Origin of the sequence: Paenibacillus sp. J45TS6 (genome assembly GCF_018403285.1) — a bacterium.
GTDB lineage: Bacteria > Bacillota > Bacilli > Paenibacillales > Paenibacillaceae > Paenibacillus.
Window position 1 is genome coordinate 1 of record NZ_BOSJ01000026.1, and the last position, 22,108, is coordinate 22,108.

23 protein-coding genes are annotated in these 22,108 nt (G+C 37.3%); 9 read left to right on the top strand and 14 right to left on the bottom strand.

Going from position 1 to position 22,108, the window contains the following annotated elements; genetic code table 11:
- Positions 1–190 precede the first annotated feature (190 nt).
- The 4 genes from KJS58_RS22905 to KJS58_RS22920 all read right to left on the bottom strand — a co-directional run bounded on the left by KJS58_RS22905 (position 191) and on the right by KJS58_RS22920 (position 3,946).
- Positions 191–1,240, bottom strand: coding sequence for a flavin-containing monooxygenase (locus KJS58_RS22905; RefSeq protein ID WP_202032981.1), 1,050 nt, complete (start codon positions 1,238–1,240; stop codon positions 191–193).
- A 461-nt stretch (positions 1,241–1,701) separates the two neighbouring features.
- On the bottom strand, positions 1,702–2,121 hold the full coding sequence (gene arsC / locus KJS58_RS22910) for an arsenate reductase (thioredoxin) (RefSeq protein ID WP_202032982.1): 420 nt from the start codon (positions 2,119–2,121) through the stop codon (positions 1,702–1,704).
- Positions 2,122–2,156: 35 nt separating this feature from the next.
- A complete protein-coding gene (locus KJS58_RS22915) occupies positions 2,157–3,446 on the bottom strand; it encodes an arsenic transporter (RefSeq protein WP_202033003.1) in 1,290 nt (429 codons plus the stop codon).
- Positions 3,447–3,592: 146 nt separating this feature from the next.
- Positions 3,593–3,946: an ArsR/SmtB family transcription factor gene (locus KJS58_RS22920; RefSeq protein WP_202033004.1), complete on the bottom strand. Its 354-nt coding sequence runs from the start codon at positions 3,944–3,946 to the stop codon at positions 3,593–3,595.
- Between the two features lie 159 nt (positions 3,947–4,105).
- Here KJS58_RS22920 and KJS58_RS22925 point away from each other — a divergent pair, with 159 nt between their 5' ends.
- The 3 genes from KJS58_RS22925 (at position 4,106) to KJS58_RS22935 (ending at position 6,008) form a co-directional block, all read left to right on the top strand.
- Positions 4,106–4,429, top strand: a complete 324-nt coding sequence (locus tag KJS58_RS22925; protein WP_374705849.1) for an ArsR/SmtB family transcription factor — start codon at positions 4,106–4,108, stop codon at positions 4,427–4,429.
- 28 nt (positions 4,430–4,457) lie between these two features.
- On the top strand, positions 4,458–5,411 hold the full coding sequence (gene trxB, locus KJS58_RS22930; protein ID WP_202032983.1) for a thioredoxin-disulfide reductase: 954 nt from the start codon (positions 4,458–4,460) through the stop codon (positions 5,409–5,411).
- Positions 5,412–5,498: 87 nt separating this feature from the next.
- Positions 5,499–6,008: an arsinothricin resistance N-acetyltransferase ArsN1 family A gene (locus KJS58_RS22935; protein ID WP_202033006.1), complete on the top strand. Its 510-nt coding sequence runs from the start codon at positions 5,499–5,501 to the stop codon at positions 6,006–6,008.
- A gap of 51 nt (positions 6,009–6,059) precedes the next feature.
- Here KJS58_RS22935 and KJS58_RS22940 read toward each other — a convergent pair whose 3' ends face one another.
- The 6 genes from KJS58_RS22940 to KJS58_RS22965 all read right to left on the bottom strand — a co-directional run bounded on the left by KJS58_RS22940 (position 6,060) and on the right by KJS58_RS22965 (position 9,860).
- Positions 6,060–6,239 (bottom strand): hypothetical protein, encoded by a 180-nt coding sequence (locus tag KJS58_RS22940; protein ID WP_213535833.1) that lies wholly within the window; start codon positions 6,237–6,239, stop codon positions 6,060–6,062.
- 17 nt (positions 6,240–6,256) lie between these two features.
- Positions 6,257–7,123, bottom strand: coding sequence for a permease (locus KJS58_RS22945; protein WP_202032984.1), 867 nt, complete (start codon positions 7,121–7,123; stop codon positions 6,257–6,259).
- 49 nt (positions 7,124–7,172) lie between these two features.
- The gene (locus KJS58_RS22950; RefSeq protein WP_202032985.1) at positions 7,173–7,625 is read right to left on the bottom strand and encodes a MarR family winged helix-turn-helix transcriptional regulator; all 453 of its coding nucleotides are present in this window, start codon (positions 7,623–7,625) and stop codon (positions 7,173–7,175) included.
- 703 nt (positions 7,626–8,328) lie between these two features.
- Positions 8,329–8,661 carry a YolD-like family protein gene (locus tag KJS58_RS22955; protein ID WP_213535835.1) on the bottom strand — a complete coding sequence of 111 codons (333 nt, stop codon included), beginning with the start codon at positions 8,659–8,661 and terminating at the stop codon, positions 8,329–8,331.
- A gap of 11 nt (positions 8,662–8,672) precedes the next feature.
- Positions 8,673–8,951, bottom strand: a complete 279-nt coding sequence (locus KJS58_RS22960; protein ID WP_213535837.1) for a hypothetical protein — start codon at positions 8,949–8,951, stop codon at positions 8,673–8,675.
- Positions 8,952–9,254: 303 nt separating this feature from the next.
- Positions 9,255–9,860 carry a recombinase family protein gene (locus KJS58_RS22965; RefSeq protein WP_202032988.1) on the bottom strand — a complete coding sequence of 202 codons (606 nt, stop codon included), beginning with the start codon at positions 9,858–9,860 and terminating at the stop codon, positions 9,255–9,257.
- Between the two features lie 476 nt (positions 9,861–10,336).
- On the opposite strand from KJS58_RS22965, the gene KJS58_RS22970 reads away from it, so the two are divergent.
- From KJS58_RS22970 to KJS58_RS22995, 6 genes are all read left to right on the top strand, one after another.
- Entirely contained in the window at positions 10,337–11,530 is a 1,194-nt protein-coding gene (locus KJS58_RS22970) for an SIR2 family protein (protein WP_202032989.1), read from the top strand.
- On the top strand, positions 11,514–13,343 hold the full coding sequence (locus KJS58_RS22975) for an ATP-binding protein (RefSeq protein ID WP_213535839.1): 1,830 nt from the start codon (positions 11,514–11,516) through the stop codon (positions 13,341–13,343). The genes KJS58_RS22970 and KJS58_RS22975 overlap by 17 nt, the downstream gene beginning before the upstream one ends.
- A gap of 1,506 nt (positions 13,344–14,849) precedes the next feature.
- On the top strand, positions 14,850–15,074 hold the full coding sequence (locus tag KJS58_RS22980; RefSeq protein ID WP_213535841.1) for a hypothetical protein: 225 nt from the start codon (positions 14,850–14,852) through the stop codon (positions 15,072–15,074).
- A gap of 71 nt (positions 15,075–15,145) precedes the next feature.
- Positions 15,146–15,403, top strand: a complete 258-nt coding sequence (locus KJS58_RS22985; RefSeq protein ID WP_213535843.1) for a hypothetical protein — start codon at positions 15,146–15,148, stop codon at positions 15,401–15,403.
- A gap of 8 nt (positions 15,404–15,411) precedes the next feature.
- Entirely contained in the window at positions 15,412–15,717 is a 306-nt protein-coding gene (locus tag KJS58_RS22990; protein ID WP_202032994.1) for a DUF6804 family protein, read from the top strand.
- 555 nt (positions 15,718–16,272) lie between these two features.
- Entirely contained in the window at positions 16,273–16,593 is a 321-nt protein-coding gene (locus KJS58_RS22995) for a hypothetical protein (RefSeq protein WP_202032995.1), read from the top strand.
- An 839-nt stretch (positions 16,594–17,432) separates the two neighbouring features.
- Here KJS58_RS22995 and KJS58_RS25740 read toward each other — a convergent pair.
- From KJS58_RS25740 to KJS58_RS23015, 4 genes are read right to left on the bottom strand one after another with little or no spacing between them, the layout of a single operon-like run.
- Positions 17,433–18,503: a peptidoglycan DD-metalloendopeptidase family protein gene (locus KJS58_RS25740; RefSeq protein WP_202032996.1), complete on the bottom strand. Its 1,071-nt coding sequence runs from the start codon at positions 18,501–18,503 to the stop codon at positions 17,433–17,435.
- Positions 18,500–19,096 carry a hypothetical protein gene (locus tag KJS58_RS23005; RefSeq protein WP_202032997.1) on the bottom strand — a complete coding sequence of 199 codons (597 nt, stop codon included), beginning with the start codon at positions 19,094–19,096 and terminating at the stop codon, positions 18,500–18,502. Before KJS58_RS23005 ends, KJS58_RS25740 begins: the two co-directional genes overlap by 4 nt.
- Positions 19,093–21,609, bottom strand: a complete 2,517-nt coding sequence (locus KJS58_RS23010) for a CD3337/EF1877 family mobilome membrane protein (protein WP_202032998.1) — start codon at positions 21,607–21,609, stop codon at positions 19,093–19,095. Before KJS58_RS23010 ends, KJS58_RS23005 begins: the two co-directional genes overlap by 4 nt.
- A gap of 5 nt (positions 21,610–21,614) precedes the next feature.
- Positions 21,615–22,106, bottom strand: coding sequence for a hypothetical protein (locus tag KJS58_RS23015; RefSeq protein ID WP_202032999.1), 492 nt, complete (start codon positions 22,104–22,106; stop codon positions 21,615–21,617).
- Positions 22,107–22,108: the final 2 nt, after the last annotated feature.

Below are 22,108 nucleotides of genomic sequence, written 5' to 3' on the forward strand. Positions count from 1 at the left end.
ATTAAAAAAGCGCCGATTTCACGATAACATCGTGAGCCGGCGCTTTTTCTGTGGAGATTTTTCAAACAGAAGATGGACAGATTCAGAATCGAATTATTCAAGTGATTTTTGTTAAACTAACCTGCCCGTTAGCTTAATGAAAACGGAGCAGGTTCAAAACGGCAGTTGCCTTAGTGTAAATTTTTTTCTCTTAGTTATCATTTTTTTGAATATGTTTAGCAACGTACTTAGCATCGCGACCAACCCCGCGGAGTGTAGCTGAAGCAAAAGAACGCTGCCCAGATAATCCTAAAAAATATAGACCGGATACAACAGTACTTACTCCGCTGGCTTGTAGTGGATCTCCCTTAATATCAAGCCCTCCTAGATCCTTGATAAAAGGCAGATTAGAACGGAATCCCGTAGCAAAGATCACGCTATCCACCTTTTCTTTTGAACCATCCGGCCAAATTACCCCATCTTCATAAAATGATGTAAACATGTTCTTTTGTTTTGGATCACCTTCCTTCAACTTTTGTTTGTATCCATCCAAATCCATGACGGAAGAGGCAGTTGCTAGTGACTTCCCTATCCGCCACTTTGAATCGATACCGGTAATGATAAACCAGAAGTGAATATCTTTTCCTAGAAAACGCTGCGGTATAAGCGAGACTGGCTCACGTACAGCTAAAGTTGTATTAGCTGTTTCTGCTAATTCCATCGCGATTTGTACGGCTGAGTTTCCCCTGCCAACGACGATAACTGATTGATCTCTAAAAGTGTCCGGTGTCTTATAAAATGCTGAATGTAAGACATTACCGGTGAATTCGTCTCTAGCATTTATGGATGGTATATATGGGTTGTTAAAAGAACCTGTAGCGCAGATTACATTACGTGCATTGTATATTTCTCCAGTAGTTGTACGAACACAAAAGACATCTGATTCTTTAGAGACATGTTCAACCCGTTGATGAAAGACTATCGGTAATTGAAAATGTGATGCGTAGTTTTTTAAGTAATGAATGACTTCATCGCGATCAGGATATCGATAACCTGGAGACGATATAGATAATCCAGGTAAAGATGAATATTTAGCCGGCGAAAATAGCTTTAAACTATCATAGTAATTAGGCCACGATCCTGCGGCTTCTCCACTCGCCTCCAAAATTAAAAAAGATAAACCTCTTTTTTTTAGATGGTACCCTGATGCTAATCCCGATTGTCCACCACCAATAACTAGGACATCTAAAACACTAGTCATATACTTTTCCTCCTTTTCACTTCTATGTATAGTTAGCAATATCAAACTAGAAGTGTATCTTTCTGCTCCCTTTTCGCTTTTGGTAATAACCAACCTCTTATTTACTTGTAAATTGCAAGTAATTGATCGTAATAATTTTAAATCAATTCACATTCTATGCTGGGCAAGATATTAGATCAGTTATAACTCAGATATTTGTATTTTACAAGTTTTAATTTTGTGATTAATCTATATAAATAGGTAGCTGGTTACAGGTGGCTATCCCGGACTACCTTTGTCTCGCGGCTGTCGGTTCTTTGATAAGCCCCACCGGATCGCTATATTGAACAGTAAGAGCATCGCACCAGAATAACAACACATATCTAGTTTATAATTTCAATTCTCATGAGCAAAGATTACTCTTTTCTTCTTATAATATTAATGAAGCCGAGAACTTATTGTTCTCGGCTGGATTCCACAAATTACTCACCTGTTTTTGCGAAAGTTTCGATGCGCTGTCCAATTTCATCGCGTACACGCTGAAATACAGACCATTTTTCTTCGTCCGTTCCTTGAGCTTTTGCAGGATCATCAAATCCCCAGTGTTCACGGCGAACACTTGGAGGAGTAATTGGGCACTTATCCGCTGCATCACCGCAAAGAGTGACAACAAGATCAGCAGAGTTCAAAATGGTTGGGTCAATGATATCAGAAGTTTGATTGGAGATATCAATACCCACTTCATTCATCGCTTTCACCGCATTCGGATTTAAGCCGTGCGCTTCAATTCCTGCACTATATACATTCCATTCGTCACCAAGATGTTTTTTAGCCCAACCTTCAGCCATTTGACTGCGGCAAGAATTCCCTGTGCATAAGAAATAGATTGTTTTTTTACTCATGTATTTTTTCTCCTTTTAGTAAGACTAACTATTTTTTATAAAATGAGAAGCCATAGATACAACCCTAGAAGCGTAATAAACAAGGTAGGAATTGTAATTATAACCCCTGTCTTAAAGTAAGTTCCCCATGGTATTCTGATGCCTTTCGTTGAAAGTACATGTAGCCACAAAAGGGTGGCTAATGAACCGATTGGGGTAATTTTTGGCCCTAAGTCAGACCCAATCACATTTGCGTAAATTAAACCTTCTTGAATGACTCCTGTAGCGTGAGTCGCGTCAATGGCAAGCGCATTAATCATTACAGTTGGCATGTTATTCATTATGGATGAAAGAATAGCTGCAATAAATCCCATACCCATTGTTGCGATAAATAGTCCCTGCTCTGCCAAAGATCCTATCGCATCAGCTAAGAGATCTGTCATACCTGCATTTCGAAGTCCATACACAACAACGTACATTCCGATCGAAAAGAATACGATGTTCCAAGGTGCACCTTTCACCACTTCTTTGGTTTGTACGACTGAACTCTTTCTTGCCAGTAGCAAGAAGGTAAGTGCAATGATCCCTGCAACAATAGATACCGGAATACCTACAAACTCACTTACAAAGTAACCAATAACAAGGATGGCTAGGACGTACCATGACACTCTAAACATCGCAGGGTCTTTAATTGCTTCAGACGGAGTCTTAAGATCAGAATCATCAAACCTTTTAGGAATACTTTTTCTGAAAAATAAATACAGTACTAAAATACTTGCTACTAGAGAGAAAAGATTAGGAATGATCATTCGACTAGCATACTCGTTGAAGCTAATGCCAAAGAAATCAGCAGATACGATATTTACCAAGTTGCTTACAACGAGCGGAAGTGATGTTGTATCTGCTATAAAACCGCTGGCAATAATAAACGGAAATACTCTTTTTTCATCAAAATTTAGTGCACGTACCATGGCAAGCACGATGGGTGTCAAAATGAGTGCAGCACCGTCATTTGCAAAGAAGGCAGCAACTACAGCACCAAGTACACTAATGTACACAAACATTCGGATCCCATTTCCTTTTGCTGCTCGGGCCATATGTAGTGCAGCCCATTCAAAGAATCCGATACGATCTAAAATCAGTGAAATTAAGATAATGGCCACAAACGCTAATGTCGCATTCCATACGATTTGAGTAACGTCCCAAACATCTTGGAAACTTACAACTCCGACTAACAAAGCAAGAACGGCACCACCACAAGCAGACCAACCAATATTCAAGTTTTTCGGCTGCCAGATGACGAATACCAGTGTAACTAAAAAAATGATACAAGCTAAGATTGTCAAAACCACTATAAAACCTCCAAATTGACTATCTTTTAATAAACAAGTAGGATCTGTCCTTATCCATAGGCTTTATCATGAGTCATAAACCGCCTCCTTTATTCAAAAATTATTATATAAGCATATGCTTATATAAACAACCCACTTTTTTATTTTTCAATACAACAAGAAGATTTTGAATCCCGTTTATTAAGATTCTTTAGAATTTGATGAGCATCCGGTAAACTTTCCAGAACTGCCTGAATATACGGTTTGTCCTCCACATGAAGCGAATAGTAGATCCACTGACTTCGTCTCGATTCTTTCACAAGATCCAGGGACTTTAGTTTCCTAATATGCTGGCTTATCGCCGGCTGGGACATCTCAAAAATATCAACGAATTCACAAACACACCATTCCCGATCTTTTAATAGCAGCAACATCGTAAGCCTCGTTTTATCTCCTAAAAGTTTTAATCGATCTGCAACGAGAGATAAATCAGATGCAGCTAATACTTCACTCATAATCTTCACCCCTTTGTACTGACAATTATTATCTTTTGCCTCCATCATACATAACATCAATCCATTTATCAAATAATCTTGATGTATTGAAACCAAAACGACTCTGTGTTAGGATTTCATTAATCAAAATTATTTGATTTATAAAGGAGTTTATCCCTCATGACAACAGATGTCGCAATGTTGGCTGACTATGAGTCCAAATTTAAAGCTTTAGCTGATCAGAAGAGACTGCTCATTATGAGTGAGCTTTGCAAATATGAAGAGGTCTGTGTTTGCGATCTGGTAGAAAAAATGGATATACCTCAGTCCAAACTCTCCTATCACCTTAAGATCCTTCATGATGCCGGTTTTATACTGAAAGAAACAAGAGGTACATGGAGTTACTACCGGATAAATGAAAGTGAAGTCAATAAAATCTTATCTCCGGAATTGTGCTGTATCTTCACAAAACCTGATAGTACAACCAATCAAACTAAGTGTTAATCTAATTTGCCCTATAAGGAGGATTCTTATGTATAAATCAGTTATTATTGGGACAGGACCAGCAGGATACACAGCGGCCATTTATTTGGCTCGTGCGAATATGAATCCGCTTGTTATTGAAGGACTTCAGCCTGGCGGCCAGCTAACCACTACGACCGAAATTGAAAACTTCCCAGGTTTTCCTGATGGAATTATGGGACCGGAACTCATGGATAACATGCGAAAACAAGCAGAACGTTTTGGCGCTCAATTCAAATCCGGATTCGTTAGTGAAGTGGACTTTAGCAAACGACCATTCAAAATCAAAATTGACGGTCAAGGTGAGATTGAGGCAGAATCCGTTATTATCTCCACTGGAGCATCAGCTAGGTATCTTGATATTCCTAATGAACAAGAATACGTCGGTCGAGGTGTGAGTACCTGCGCTACTTGCGACGGATTCTTTTTCCGCAATAAGAAAATCATCGTAGTAGGCGGTGGAGACTCTGCTATGGAAGAAGCTAACTTCTTAACTCGTTTTGCTTCAGAAGTCGTGCTGGTTCATCGCCGGGATGAATTAAGAGCATCTAAAATTATGCAAGACCGTGCAAAATCAAATTCAAAAATTACGTTTGCTTTAAATCGAACACCGATTGAAGTACTTCCCAAAGACATGGGAATTCAAGGATTAAAGGTCCTTAATAATGAAACCGGACAAGAAGAAGTAATAGAAGCTGACGGTTTATTTGTAGCTATAGGTCATACTCCAAACACCTCATTTTTAGGTGAGCAAATCAATACCGACCCTCTTGGATACATTGTTGTTAATCCAGGAACGACGGAAACCAATATTCCCGGTGTGTTTGCTTGTGGTGACGTACAAGACTCCAAGTACCGGCAAGCTATTACGGCAGCAGGTTCCGGATGTATGGCTGCCATGGACTGTGAAAGGTTTTTAGAAGGTTCCTCAGTTCATGACTGGAGCGAAATACTGGATCAATAAAATATAGTAAGAACAAGCTCATCAAACTAACTTTGATGAGCTTTTGTTTTATATTTGTAGTATTAATCTAAGATGGAGGTTCAAAGAATGAAAATACAAGTCCGCCCAGCAAATGAAAAAGACGCACTAGAAATTATGGAGATCTATAATTACTCCATCATCGTAGAGCAAAATGCAACCTTTGAAACAATCCCTAAAACGTTAGAAGATCGAATTCAGTGGATTCAATCTCAAGGAGACAGATTTCCTATCCTCGTAGCAGAACTAAATCATCAGGTTATAGGCTGGGCATCCGTATCTAGTTATCGTTCAAGGGAATGTTATCAAGGTATTGGCGAGTTTTCAGTATATGTACATAAAGATTTTAGAAAACAAAATGTAGGTTACACCCTCCTGCTCGAGCTATTAAACGTCTCCAAGGATGCTGGTTACTGGAAACTACTTTCTCGTATTTTCACTTTTAATCAAGGAAGTCGAAAACTGTGCGAGCGCTGTGGATTCAGAGAAGTCGGTATTTATGAAAAACACGCTAAATTAGAGGACCAGTGGATTGACTGTGTTATTGTAGAGAAAATTATCCATGAAAATTTAAATTAAGAAAAAATACAAAAAACAAGGCTCAATATTAGCAGAGCCTTGTTTTTTGTATTAATTAGAGGACGAAGGTGTAGTCTTGCAGCAGCTATCCGAAGAACGATCTGTATCATTTTCATCTTTCACTTCTTCGATTTTTATATTACAACAAGATTGTTTTTCCTCTTTTACCTCTTCAATTTTCACACTGCAGCAATCGTCGTTTTTCTTTGATTTCTTAAACAAGTTAAACATGATTAGATTCACCTCCTTTAAATAATGTAGAATAAGAATCCTGATAATGTAGCCATCGTAATAACAGAAACCACAAAAGCAACGACCAATCGTTTATGGAAAATGGAATTCAATAATGCGACTTCTGGAATACTCGCTCCAACTGAACCTATCATCAAAGCCATCACAGGAGGAAAAGCCATTCCTTTTGCGATTAAGATTTTAGATAACGGGATCATCGTTTCAATACGAACATATAATGGAATTCCAATGACAGCTGCAATCGGAACAAGCCACCACTTATCTCCTCCTAAATATGTGCTAATAAATTCTGTCGGTACCGCTTCATGAATAAATGCTCCAATTGCAGCCCCAATAAGAAGGTACGGATAAACGGTCTTCATTAGATTTAGCGTTTCTATGGCAGCAGCCTTAAAGCTAAATTTCATCTCGCCTTCGTTATATCCAGTCATGTTCACTTTTTTTACCGCTGATTCAAAACCTAATTTTTCTAGCAACAGCCCAACAATTGCTGAGAAGATGGCCGTAATAATGGTGTATGTTATAGCGACTTTCATACCAAGCATCGCAGCCATCAGTGTAATAATAGTTGGATCTAATAAAGGAGATGAAAATAAGAACACCATGACAATCCCAAAACGCACCTTTTTATTTAATAGGTTCACGACTACCGGTATGGTAGAACAAGAACAAAATGGTGTAACAAAAGCAAAGACAAGGGCTGCCATTACACCTAAAAAGGTGTTTTTTCCTGAAAGATATTTGTTGATTTTGTCGTAAGGTATAATACCTTGAAGCAAGTTAACTACAAATGATATCCCTACGAAAAGAGCTAATAGTTCAAAGGCGATAATAAAAAATTCGCTAATTATTTCTTTAATCATGTCTACACTCCTATATAGTTGCAAATTGCAAGTATTTATTTGAATTGTATTACCCTAAAGGGGTAGTACAACACTTCGTGGTTTTCTCCATATTTTTGTTCAGTAATTGAATAGAATGTACAACCATCTCTTGTTCTTCTTGACTCATATTCGCGAAAACATCATCCAAATACTGATTCATTTGCCCATCTATGTTTTCAGCAACTTCTTTTCCTTCTTCTGTAAGTGATAAAATAAATATTCTTCGATCCTTTGGATCAGGTGTTTTAGAAACTAAATTTATTTTAATTAACGTTTGTACTTGTCTGCTAAAAGTTGTTATATCTGTTCCTAACGTTTCCGCCACTTGTTGCATGGAGGGCTCATGTTGACGTTCAATCTCATATAAAATATGACTTTGAACAAGAGAAATATCGTGGCCGCCAGCCTGACAACAGTTTTTATTTAAAAAGCCAAAACGCCGACTAAAGACTTGGAAAAGCTCTCTTAAATTTTGATCCATTATAAATCACCTCTTCTTATTAAGCTGTCTGTAATACTTGTAAGTTGCAAATGTTATTTATAATATAAATTAATTATTTGCAAATTGCAAGTAATTGTACGCAACCATTTTTTTAGAGGAGTAGTTCGCCGTCATAGCGTTTAAACCATATGTGTTCCTGGAGAACAAGGCAGCCCGTAAGGATGATTAAGATTTGAGGTGGCGTTCTCAAATCTTTTCCACCTAATCTTGTCGTTCGACATTTATTAAACTAACCTGCCCATTATATTAATGAAAAAAGCAGCCAATCGTTCGAGCGGCTGCTTCCTATTAGAGTCCCTTTTTCTGTTTTTATATTTTGAGGATTAATGATTTCCGATATCTCACAATCCTAACCTGAAAAGCCACATTTTTAACGTCAAAAATCACATAAACATAAAAATGTGGTCTTAAATTAAAATATCGTAAAACAAGTTGTAATATCCCTAACTACATGCAAGCGCCGATACAATCATGAGTATAGTTTTTCTACTCCATATTCCCGCTATAAAAAAACCTTGAAATGTTATCCAAGGTTCTCTGTTAAAAGTCCAACGGATTGAGATACCTTCTTAAATCGAGGCTTGGTTAAAACCAAGCCTCGGCTGCAACCAGAGGACCTAAAAAAGGCGCCTCCCAATAACCAGGAACACCCTTGATTTATTCATTTGTGTTATTCCTAAATTCATATACGGGCCGATACAATTCTATCGAACGAAATCCATTCCCAGTCATCGTCATAATGGAATTTTATTTCCTTTCGGTACGTGTTGATTACAGAAACGAGTCCTGTCAACTCTTTAAATTCGTGTGGATCATACAACGTCAGAGTTACTTTAACATGGCCACGTAATGACTCTGAAAGAGCAACCCCAATCATTTGCCATTCCTGCTCGTCGATGATCGGTTTTAATTTCAGATCAGTTTTGGACATATATTCATTGTACGCTTCTCGGTGCTCCGCAAGTATCATACGTGAAGACTCATACAAACCGTTATTGCTCAGTTTTTTTGACACACCTCTGCCCCCTAATACTTGGTCCAGTAATCTAGATTGTCTGAAGGTTTGAACGCTTCACTTCTAAGCTGTTGTTCCCAACCTTGAAGTAATTTAATCGATTCCACTTGCCGCTTATCGTCCCAAATAATAAAGAGCTTATCTTCTAGACTAATTAACGTGTCGGTAATGTCTTTTTCAGACTTTCCAGTCGTTTTAATCATCAATTCTTGCATAGACGGAAACCGCCCTCGTCCAACAGAATAGTTGTGTAATATCCGGTGTATCTTGCGTTCGGAATCATCCAGCATAGTATCCGTCCTTTCAGCATCTTCGTATATCTAATTATACGGGAACATAAGTTCTTATTTCAATACATAAAAAAAAGCCAGCTTCTTTTTGCTAGCTTTTTGAAAGACCCAAAATAACGATGATTTTTATGTAGCTCACTCAGACCGATTTAGAAGCATTTTTGTGGCCAGTTACCCATAAATGAAAATAAAAATCGTTTTAAACGGACGTGAGAGACCAGTTTTTGTTTGTACATTGATGAAAAACAACCTTATGTTGAAATACTTAGAACATACTTCCACTATTGTTGATCGGCTGAATATCTACAAAGTGGCTTCGTACTCCTTCACCTTTTTATAAAAGGTCGGCTTCTTCATATCGACCATATCCATAAATGCTACGGCTGTAATCTTTCCTGCCTTCCACTGCTTGTATAATTTGCCCCACTCTTCAGGTAATTCTAACTTAGGTCTTCCCAGATGTTTACCTTTAGCTTTAGCAACTGCAATACCTTCAGCCTGACGTTGTAGAAGAGTCTCACGTTCCTGCTGTGCAATGGATGTATAAACCTCGATGATAATATTGTTTATCATATCGATAACCCATTCTTGACCTTCAGGAACGTCCTGCATAGTCGTGGGTAAATCAATAATCTTTACACGAATACCTTCATCCTTAAAGTATTGTAGATATTGTTTGATCTGTTCCTTGTTTCTTCCTAAACGATCTACAGACTTGATATAGAGTGTATCGCCTTTACGCATAGCCTTCAGCATATTTTGAAAACCTTCTCGTTCCATATCCTTACCTGATGCCTTATCACTATAAATATATTTATCATTCGTTACATATGGCTTCAATGCTTCATACTGTCTGTCCAGGTGTTGTTCTTTAGTTGACACACGAGTGTACCCAAAATTAATTCCCATTGTATCCCGACCACCAATCTATATCTCTTGTTGCTTTCATTATAACCCTAAACGTCTATAAACAACAATTATTTTATAGACGTTTATAAAGGTTTATATGTCGTAATATATAGACCGAATAACACTACTTTGCTGACCGTCTATAATGGTGTACATTTATAGACGAAATTACTTTATTAAAAAGTTTAACGAAGATATTTAGATTCTTGTAACGATCATTTTTCATTACAAAATTCCATATAACAAAATAAAAAAAGACAGAATCCGCTCTTTTAGTTAAAATGAAAGTTCATCCCTATAAAAAGGAACGTCTCTGAGAAAAGGTATCTTGGGTGCTAAAGTCCGTATTTTACAATGCTTCTTACTAGTTTACTTTTTCCTGGCTCTTTTTATGAATTATGAATAGTACCTTAAGATCTATGGGATGTATACTAGATTTAAACATAAAATAAATAATATAAAGGAGTACCTGTACATTGAAAACAAAAGAAATTGATACAAATCATACAGATATATTAGTAGAGCAAAACACTCTAAATATTTATCACTATCGTTTAGATAAAAATTTAAATGAAGGTAAATCTCTTGCCAAACAGAAAAATGAAATTTCTACTTTTCTAAAGCAACATTGTAGTAAAGCAGAGAATTTAAATTTTTTAATTGGTTCAGGTTGTTCATTGCCGGCTATTCCATTAATGGGACAAACATTTATGAGGATAAAAGATGATTTTTCTAATGAATTAGCTAACTCTTTAGGTGGTCCCTACTCGGAAAATAAAGATATTGAAGGATTTTTAAATTTCCTTAAAAATAAGATAACCGTCTTAGAAACTGAAGATAGTGATAGTACAAGTACTCATAAAAAGGCTTTTGATTTGACAAAAAAAGAATTACTGCGATCAATTGATTTGACATATTCTAAAGATACAGAGGATTCGGACTTAAATACCACACTTGAAAATTATTTGAATTTTTATGACCGTTTATTTAAGTTAAGAGAATTTAACAAACAATCATCACCAATTAATATCTTTACTACAAATTATGATTTATTTAATGAAGTATCAATGGAAGAATCAGATGTTCATTATACTAATGGTTTTCAAGGTTCTGTTTTTCGAATTTTTAACCCTTCTGCCTTCAATTTAAGATTAGTTGATGCGGAGAATAGATATAAAGACAAGTGGAATGCTATTCGGCGTTATGTGAAATTATATAAAATTCACGGTTCGATTGATTGGAAATTTGATAAGTCTCTTAATGCAATAAGACAAACTGCATTTAATATGGATGATGATCCTTCAAATGTGTTGATTTACCCTACAGTACATAAACATTTCGAAACACAACAAAGTCCTTACTCCGAATTATTTAGGGAATTTTCATTAAACTTACAAAGAAAAAATTCAACAATGATTATTATAGGATATGGATTCCCAGATGCGCATATCAATCATCTTATTTCTCAATCATTAAATAATGAAGATTTTACTCTCATTATTTTTGGAGACAGAAATGAAATGAATGCTCGAGATTTTCTAGAGCAGCATAAGAGCAAGCACAACTTGCATTTTATTGGTGGTAGCTTGGAGAAAGAGAATGATGCTCATTTTTTCACAAATGTTATTGATTATTTAGGGGATGAAACAGAAAATGCAGATGCGGAATAGTATAGGTATTGTTAACAAAGTTTATCCTCAAAAAATATCTATTGAAATACATGATACAAACAGTCTAAATTACAATCATCTTGGTGACATTTACACTTGTGATGGAATTAACACTTTTGTCACTATACACAAGACATTTCAACATAAGTTTATATATCAGATCATCAGCTTAGCCGAAATGGAGAAACCTTATAATCAATTAGATGAAGACTCAAGATTTTTTAACAAAGCTATTTTTGAAGCTGTACCTTTAGGCGAAATAAAAAAGAACATTTTTACTTTTGGTTTAACAAGATTTCCAATGATAAATGATGATGTATACTTAACGTCTCATCAAGATATGCAAGAAATCTTTAATCCTTTGGCAAATGAAACAGTTCAAAATTTCTCTATTATGTTGGGTTCTCTAGCAGGTAACGAGGGCTTTATGCCAAGTATCTCAATTGATAAGTTGTTATCAAATCATATGAGTATTTTGGGGAATACTGGATCGGGCAAGTCTACGACCATTAGGAAATTGTTTAATGACATTATAGAATCAACAAATAAGGCTGCTATTGATATAAATTCGGCTAATTTCTTGTTTTTTGATATACATGATGAATACCATGGGTTCCCAGAAGATTATTCTACTACTTATGATGTAACAGACGAACTATGTATACCTCTGGAAACGTTAACATCTGATGACTGGATTAACCTTGTTCAGCCCTCTTCAGCCGTACAGTTGCCTGTTTTATTAAGCGGAATTAGATTAGCTAATTTATTAGAAACAAATGAATCCGGAATTTGCAATTGGATCAAAGTTTATTGTGCCTTAGAGTTATATAATAACGTTTCTACAGAAGTAGTAGGTAAAAGAACTAAAATTGTATCATTACTTAGTGGAGTTGTTGATGCTGATATAAAATCTTCATTAGCTCTATACAATTCACAATTTGGAAATTTGGCCCCTGCGGCTGAGACGAATTTTAAAGAATCTTTAAAATTCTATATTAAGAATCAATCCAGTTATGAATATGAACAGTGTAAAGAACATGTTCAATCTCTCATAGAACAGTCAAACATGAGCTTCAAAGATCTAGCAAATCTAGAGCTTGGTTTAGATTTAACTTTCTTATTTGAAGAAAGTAAAGGAAATAATCAAATAAGATCCTATTGTTCGACATTAATGACCCGGATAAATAATATTATCAGCACATATTCTAGAACTTTATTTGCTGCAGACGAAGCTAAACTCGATAGATTTAATTCACTGAAAAGTTTTAATAAAGGATTTACAATATTAAAAGTAGGGAATCTGGAAGATAACGACCTTCTCTTTTTTACAGGTTACTTTCTTAGAACTATTTATAACATACAAAAAGAGCAAAAATCTGATTTATCAGCTGAAAAGAAAATCTTTCATTTTATATTCGATGAAGCGCATAAGTACATTACAGAAAACAGCTTAGAAAATACGAAATCATTAAAAATCTTTGAACAAATTGCAAAAGAAGGTAGAAAATTCGGAGTATTCATGATCTTAGCTAGTCAAAGACCAGGTGAACTTTCGAAAACTGTATTATCTCAATGTAATAATTTTATATTGCATCGTATTCGTAATAACATAGATCTAGAGCAAATGAGAAAAAGCATTCCTTATATTAACGATTCACAATTGGTTCGTCTATCTTTTCTTACCACCGGATCTGCTTTATTGGTCGGTGATGCATTTTCTATCCCAATGGAAATAATCATTGACGGTAAAAAGTTTGGAGAACAGTCAAGAACAAATCTTCCTTCCTCAATATGGAGAGCAGTTTCCAACTAAATTTCTCTACAACACATGAAAATAAGAAGAATTAATTCCTTATTTTCATTTGTTTTCCTAGATCTCAAACCCTCCTAAGTACGATCTGTTAAGTTGTTAAATATTATACAATTTAAAACCACATGTAGTTCTATTTATATAAACCACTAGTGATTATACAAATAGAACTATAGAACTCCATTCAGAAACTGCTCGAAACAGGGGAATGATACCAAGTCTACCCTTAGTAAACAACCAATCCGTATAAAAGACAACGACAATGAACCGATATCCTATATACTTAATACTTAGTTGTCTGGAAATATTTTATAAAGTATTATTAAGATGAAATTTTTAAGAATGATGGGTTGGGTTTGTATATCTTTTATTATGGTGTTTATTTCTTGGAGGAAATTAGGCGAAGTATCAAAAGTGGTAGATATAGATGAGACTAAAGCAAAATATTATATGGCTGTGTTCTTGTTTATTTGTTTTTGCACTATATAAAAAAAGATGTAATGAAAATACCTAAAATCGCTAGAGATGCTACCAAATTCAGAATTATTTCCCACCTTGTCTCAACATTCCGATTCATATTAAATAATGTTGACGCTTGATAAATGGTCAAAACGATTGTAATTATAGCCAAGGTAAGACTATCATCCCATAATCTATATACTGTATAGCCTCCGAGAATAGTAAAAATAAACCCCAACATTTTTACCCCTACTTTCCTTATATAGTAATGATTGAGAACAGGATATAGTCTATCATATCCAAAAATTGGTGCATAGTGGTAAATTTTCTATTTGGGTTGCTTGGTTTAAACCAAGCCTCAGTGAAGAGTAGTTTCCCGGATCTTAAATGAGCTTTTAGCTTCGTTTCAGCTGAGGTGCTTATACGAAGTGGTGAAAAGAGTCAAATAGAAGAGATTTAGACATTAGGGCTGATGCTAGCAGCTCTAATGCGGCAAGATCGGCCACCTAAGAGTCGCTGTGCACCGCTGCGGGGTTAGAGCGCCTAACCGGTGTAAAGCATTCCGGATAAGGCGCTCTATGTTCCTGTCCCTCGCTTTACAACCCGCACGGAGCTAAGATTAAGGGCGCTTTGATGGGAAATCAGGGATGGCATGGCTGCATCATGTCCGCTCCGCGTTGCTTTGCTCCCATCAAGCAGCTCATGCATTTCGGATCCTTCAATAAGCTAGCAAAAGAAGCTGCTATTTTTTTGTGTGTTTAAATAAGAACCTATGTTCCTTTATGATTAGTTATACGAAAATGCGAAGAGAGCGGATCATATGTTGGATTATTCTAAATGTAAGAAGAGTTTAACGCTAAAAATGTGGCTTTTCAGGTTAGGATTTAGAGATATCTCAATCATGATGATTAATTCCAAATATAAAACAGAAAAAGGGACTCTAATAGAAGCAGCCGCTTACGATTTGCTGACGGGTAGGATAACTTCAACAAAAATCGAATCAGTAAAGAATAAAATGTAAATGTAATTTAAGGTAGGGGGAATGTGAACGTGAGCATGATTGGTTTTTTCTTAACAAAGAAACAAAAATGCATTAGCTGTGGTCAAGTATCAGGTAAGGGCGGGCAATGGGAACCTATTGGATTAATGAATGGACCGGTCTGGATGTGCACCATCTGTGGAGCCGGGGTAAGATTGGGTTATTTTTCTGACACAGTGTTATCTAAAGAAACAGTACAGAATATGTTGAAATACCGGGATTCAAAACTTGGATAAGTAATTTCTTGCTACTTACTTAGGGAGCTGGCAAAATTCTAACTAAAATCATAACACTGGGAGGCACTATCTTGGATCCGACAAATAGCGTTGAAAAGTCTGTGAAAAAATCCAACAAACTATCTGACTGGGCATTAGGGATAGGTGTTGTTTCTATATTCTTGTATTTTATTGGAATAATTCCGGTAATCGGAATTATAGTATCAATTATTGCCATAATGAAGCATAACAATAAGACCCACTCTGGATTGGTAAAAGGAATCATTGGGCTTATTTTGAACATCTTATACTTAATTGTTAACGCATACAATAACGGTCATATTGGGTGATGTTATATATGAAAGAATGGATTAAGATTGCATTGATCGTGGTCATTTTTTTGGGGATTCTCAAACAACCTTATGAATATTATGAGTTTCTTCGAGTCTTTGTTTTTGTTGCTTCTGTATATCTAACAATTGAGAAATTCAGAAAACAAATGAAAAATGGATATGGATATGGATATTTAAGTATTGCTGTATTATTTAATCCTATTACTCCAATCAATTTCACCAGAGATACTTGGATACTAATTGACATGTTAGTTTTAGTTTCGTTGGCGATTAGTTTAGGGGCTGATAAGGGAGATTCATCAAACCAATGATTAGTGTAAAAAAACATAATCATTTTCAAATTTGTGGAACTATTTCACATATGGTCTATGTTATTAATATTATTCTGCTGGGTAGCTCTACCATTAATTATAATTAAATATTACGCCATCTTGAGGTACGTCGATTATCGTGTTCTTTTTAAGTGTGATGGGTACAGAGAGGATAAAAAGTGGCAACCGCCAATGAACAATTGTAACTCTCGCGTTTTTTTTCCTACATGCATGTCTTTTTGAAGCACTAGAAAATTCTGCTGGAAGCTCATCTAGAAACGTTTTTTGTCCTGGTAAGAAAAGAGAACGATTATATGGTCCCTATATGAAATAGTAAGTGCTCTAGAGGGGAAGTCAAATGAAGAATGATAAATAATTTGATGTTTACAGAAAATGCCTACTTCTATAGAAAAACAAAAAAACTTACTAAAACTAAAATTGAGAGTGTTTTCTCAAAGATATCCAGGAACAAAGATGGTAATTATTTATTGAATTTTAGGTAAGTTATATACTTATAATTTTGTTGATCATCAACCAGCAGGACAGTTATTTAATATGTCACATTTAAATTCAATTTCCACAAAAGATACTCTTACCGGTAAAGAAGAAGCTGTGGCATTTGAAAATAAGGACTATTTAAAGCTACATATGTCAACTATGAGGAAAGTTGAAATGATTGATAGAATATTGAATTTACTAGAACAAGATAACACCAAGATAGAGTCAAAGAAAACAGAGATATATGGAATAAGTTTTTTAGGAGTAATTGAAATAGTAAGAAGCTTACCACTGTTGTTAATTATTTGGTCAATTATCATTTTCATCTTAGGTGCAGCGATGGAGCCTGTTATTCAGAGATTTTTTGGTACTTCATGAAGAGTTAGTATGTTAATCGAAGATGATGCAACTGCGTATAACAAAATATTCACGCTGCGGGGCTACCACTCCTAGGTTGTCAGATGTATAAGCATGGAAAGAACTTCGACAACAAATGATTCAGCCTAAGATAAGAGCTATCTAAGGCCGAATCATTTTGTGAATACACAAGAGTTATACGAAACCTCTTGGAAAACTTTAAACCATTTACACGAGGTGATTCTATGGTGATTGAATTGAAGGACTGGATTGCAATTTATGGAGCAATACTCTCAAGTGTTCTTGCATGTTGTGGAATATCTACTTACATTTTAATGACAGAGGAAAGTTAAAAGTTGTTTGTTCAATAGCAGATATTATTGGAGACGGACGAGTAATTAAATCAAATATTCTTAGCTACAACGTAACCAATATTGGCAGAAAACCAATATATGTGAGTAACATAGGTGGAAAATATAAGAATAAGGATGGTGGAAAGTATCTAACCTATATTTCTGAACTACGTATATCATTACATTCATCATGTATTCACGAACCTCAATATCTATTTAATCATAACTCATATTAAATATATTGTAATTGATTATTCACCGAAATCCTCCTTCATTCGATCCATACGTCGTATGTCTTCAGTTGTAGAGAAACTATTATGACCAAGCAATTCGTAAATGAACCAGCATTAAATCAAAATTAAAAGGCATGAGCTTGGTAATACCAAGTTCATACCCAACAAGTTGCATAGTAATATTGTCTATCATTTAGAGGTCACTTCATCAAACGACTAGTTGCTATTTCTTTAAGTTAAAAGTCAGGATACATACAATTCGAGGGAGCGTTTCTTACCCCACTACAAATAGCAAGGGATTCACCTTTACACCATTTATAATGATCTCAAAATGTAGATGGTTCCCTGTACTGCTGCCGGTTGACCCACATCCACCAAGCACAGTTCCTGCAGATACTTGATCACCAGCACGAGCTTTAATGGAAGACAGATGCGCATAGATAGTAACATAGCCGCCCCCATGATCGACACGTACATACTGACCGTAACCTTCACTTGGATTACTTGCATTTTGCCAGCCAGCCATAATCACTTTTCCGGCTTTAGATGCAGGTATCGGTTGTCCATAGGAACAAGCAAAATCTACACCCTCATGTGGTTTTCCTACTTCGCCAGTAACAGGATGAGTACGTGGGCCAAACCCGGAAGTAACTTCACCGTTGACTGGACGACTAAACCCAGCCTTACCAGGTTGCGGAATTATAATAGCATCGTATCCTTCTGTCACGTAAAGCGTAGCGTATTTCATTACTTCTGATACATATTCCTGGCTGTGATTGTATTGATATAGTGCTTTTTCAATGTTACCAGAAGCCGCTCCGCTCTTTCCCAAGTAATTTGCTGCGGAAAAGACCGCATCTTCTAAATCCCACATATCCGCTTTGCCATCACTGTTTGCATCTACGCCATATCCCCCGTACTTAGAGATTAAGTCCAAACTGGTTTTTTCTTCAGCACTGAAGTTCCCAGCCCCTGAACCACTACAAGAGCTATGCCCCCAACCGATAAAAGTACAAGGCATGAACTGCATCGGACCCTCTGCCCCAGCGAACGAAATCATAGGGTCTAACGTAGAGAACCTAGTTTCAATTCGGTGTACTGCCGCCAAGAGGTTCCAAGGAACTCCATATTTTTCTGCGGCCGCCTGATAGATTGGAATATACTCCGCTGGGATCTCAGATTCACCCAAAGAAGATATAATTCCGCTCCCCCATCCCCCGCCCCCATAATTACCTTCAGAATCGGAGCTGCTGAACATCATGACCATTAACATAATTGCAAATAAGGATCCAATAAGAAGTATCGGTATTACGGCCAAACCACCAAATATAGTGAATTTCTTCATGAATTCCACGCCCTTGAACGTACAGCTAAATCATCAATCTTCCATTTACCATCAATCATGTTGACCTTAATGATATAAGCTAACGTACTTGTACTCGTTTGGCCGTCCTGATCGGTATGCTCTACCTCAATATCTGCATTCCACCACTGTTCCTCCAGTCCCTCTTTCTGTGGTTCCAGCTCTACATTAAGTACCTTCGTTTTAACAATCGTTAGCGTTCCCCGGCGCTGCTCCTGCTCTAATACCTTATACAAGTTATCAGTTACATAAGGTAGAGACTTCTTCAAAAAGTCATTTGGGTTTTCAATGTCGAAAGGTACATACACCTTCAGAAACTCCGGAATAACCTTTTGGATCTCCATCTGCGTTTCTTCTGTTGGAGCAGTCACCTCTTCAGCATGCTTCTTTGCTTCCGCTTCCTCATTTGGGGAATACTTGCGAACAGTTTGCTTCTCCTCGGTGACAGGCTGCTGCTTCTCTTCAGTAGCCTTTTCTTGTTCAATCCGATTTCCTTCAATGATTGACCCAATAAGTAAGGCAATCATACCTAAAGCAATCATCGTCCCAAGCCATTTCATTACTCGTTCCTTCATGACTCATCGCTCCCTCTATTACGAGGATCTAGCGGTATACTCTGTACACGGTTCTCCTGTTTTCCAGAACGTATAGGTGTGGATTCCTCATGATTTTCAGCTTGACGATCTACACCCCTGCTTCCAAGTGATTCTCCCCTCTTAGATGTTCGGGTTCGGGATCTCTCCTGCTGAGTACCTGAAGAATGTAGCGGTATACTTTGTACACGGTTTTCCTGCTGCCCTGATCTTATAGGTATGGGATGCTCTAGGTGTCCTGTTTGGCGATTTTGAAATCCACTTCCAAGTGACTCTATCCCCCTGGATGTTCGGAAATTCTCCTGCTGCTGTCTTCTTTGATTACTCCCTTGGTTTTGTTCTGAATGTAGCTGTTCTTTGTTAGGAATGACACTCAGAGGTACGGTCTGTGGTGCTTGTCCGCTGTTAGCTGTGCTATGAGGTGGCCGCGAGTCTATAGCTTGATCCTCCATCGGCATAGATGAAAACAAGGAAGCATCATAACCTGAATAGTCTTGACGATCTGAAGATCCTTGTCCGCCGATTAAGGACTCCGATTGATTCCTCAAACTACCATCACCCGTGAAATAATGATTAGGTCTAGTAGTAGCGTCCTCATAACCTGTGTTCCCTGATACACCTAAATTTCCGTATAACGGTGTAACGTTCTCAGGAAATTGTCCGCTCGTTGTGCTACGCGAGCTCGCTAAGTCTCCCGTAGCGCTAGTTTTTCCTTTCGTATCGTTTAGAGATACTGTTTGCGGTGCAGTACCTGTATCCCTATCTCTCATGGAGCTTGTGGCAGCTACTTCTGCTCTCGAATCTCCAGTAGATCCAGCCATCACCCCTGCTATCATACTGGTGCTCATCCCGCTTCCACTAGCTCCTAGTGGTGGTGGATCTCCTAAACTTTCTGATTGTAGCGGAGGAATATCCTCAAAACTGTTATCTGTAAGCGTACTGGAAGCAGCATTATTATCTGTAGCATCCAGACGTTCATTTTCTAGTGCCGCCGCGGAGCTATGATCTCTACCATTTTCCATACTATCTACGGCCGCTACAGCCGCAGCTCCCCCCGCTGGGCCACCCGCCATCATTCCTGCTACTTGAGCAGCTCCGCGAGTCGCCTTATATCTAGCCCCATTCATCCGGCGATCGAGCTGTGATGCTTCTATCGCTAGCTGACGTGCAACCTGGTTGCCAGCAAATAATATTCTAATTAAGCGATTACGAATCAAAAAGATAAGCACCAGGATAACAAACTCGATGATGGCAACGGCAATGTATCCGATGCTATCAGTGTTCCCTTCCTGATATACGATCTCGGACATGGTGAACACGATCAGCGCTATAAACGATACACCCAGTTTAAGAATAAGCGGCAAGGCCAGTTCTTCCATATACCTACGAAATACACCGCCACCCGCCGGGAATGCTGCAATGAGTAAATAAAATGGTGCGAGTGCGGCCACGGCCAAGAACCAAAACTGCAGCACGATGATAAGTAGCGCTAGAGCGAATATCGGAAGGGAAGTAATTCCGTTAACTACGGTATACAGTCCAGTAAAAACTAAGCGCTCTGGTACTTGTACGTAAGTCATCATTCCATTGCCTAATTTACTCACTTCTTGCTGTTCAACATAGTACTGCCTATCCTGTCCGGGCGGCTTACTCAATAATTCATCAACCCGGCTTACTCCTACCTCACTTTCCTTATCTGTGCCATATTGCATATATAAATAGGGACGATGTACAAACAGATCCCACATATTGTTGCCCATGCTTTGCCTTCCACTTGTTGTACCGTCTTCACTAAGACCCGAACCAGCTCCCATGATAATGGCCGAAGCTTCGGTCGTAAGAGAATTAGCCCCCTTCAGCACCGTAGCATAGTTACTAAAGAACAACAGCGTAACCACCAAAATTAGAAATGTCTTCACCAAGTTTCCGACGGCTTCAATTTGTGCGTTCTTGAATAAATACTGATAAGCAAATAGTAAGCCAATAGAAATCCCGATGATTCCAATTAACTTTCCATACAGTCCCAAACTACTAAAACTCATCGAGGAGATGCCTGTTAAACTTTGCATAACTCCCTCAATACGCTCAATTAGCGTATTTACTACATCAAAATCAAATGCATAATCAAGAACAGTTAACATGGCATTGGTCATGTATAAGTTCATTTTAAATAAGATATTGACCATAAAGTTCATCGCTTCATAAAACTGTGCCATGATTGAATCCTTAACTGCATCCCCTGATATCCAGCTGCCAACCGTTGAAAAAGCTTGGGAAAAAACGTTACCGTCTTCTTCGGTTCCTGTTTTTGAAGTAACATCAATTTGGTAATAGGCTGGAGATCCATCGCTGGTTACTTCGTGGTCAGTATTAAATAGATTTGACGAAATATTGTTGCTAAAAATTTTATCCGGATCGGCTGCGTTTGCTATTGGCAGTGTACAGCTCACAAAAAAGATAAAAACAAGCATGCCATATCGAAGCCAGCGTTTCATTCCGATCACTCCCCGCTATCACTTTTGTGGACAATGATCGCTTCATCTGGATTTGCATTTCTTAGCATTTCCTCTTCATCGATTTCTCGGATCTTCCACTCACCATCCACTTTACTCATACTTAGGAGATCGAAAAAATACTTTTGATGATTGTCTAAAAAATAACTTACCCTATAAAAAATTTGTCCCTTTTCGTTCGGCTCCTCACTGTAACGAAAGATGGAATATTTCTCCCCAAGTTCTTCAAAAGCTCCAGGTTTTGTGTGCTCTCCTTCTTTTAAATTTCTGTATCTAGGCTGCTCCGGTAATAAAATGGTCTTAAATAAATCATCATCAAACTCAACACTAGCTTGAATATAGGTTAGAGCCAAAGCATCCGCTGATTTCACATCAGCAGATGCTTCCGTATTCCCTTGCTTAGAGCATCCGATTAGGAATAAAAACAACAATATTAGGCTTAAGAAGCTCGCATAAAAGGTAATCCGTTTTGTTTGCATGC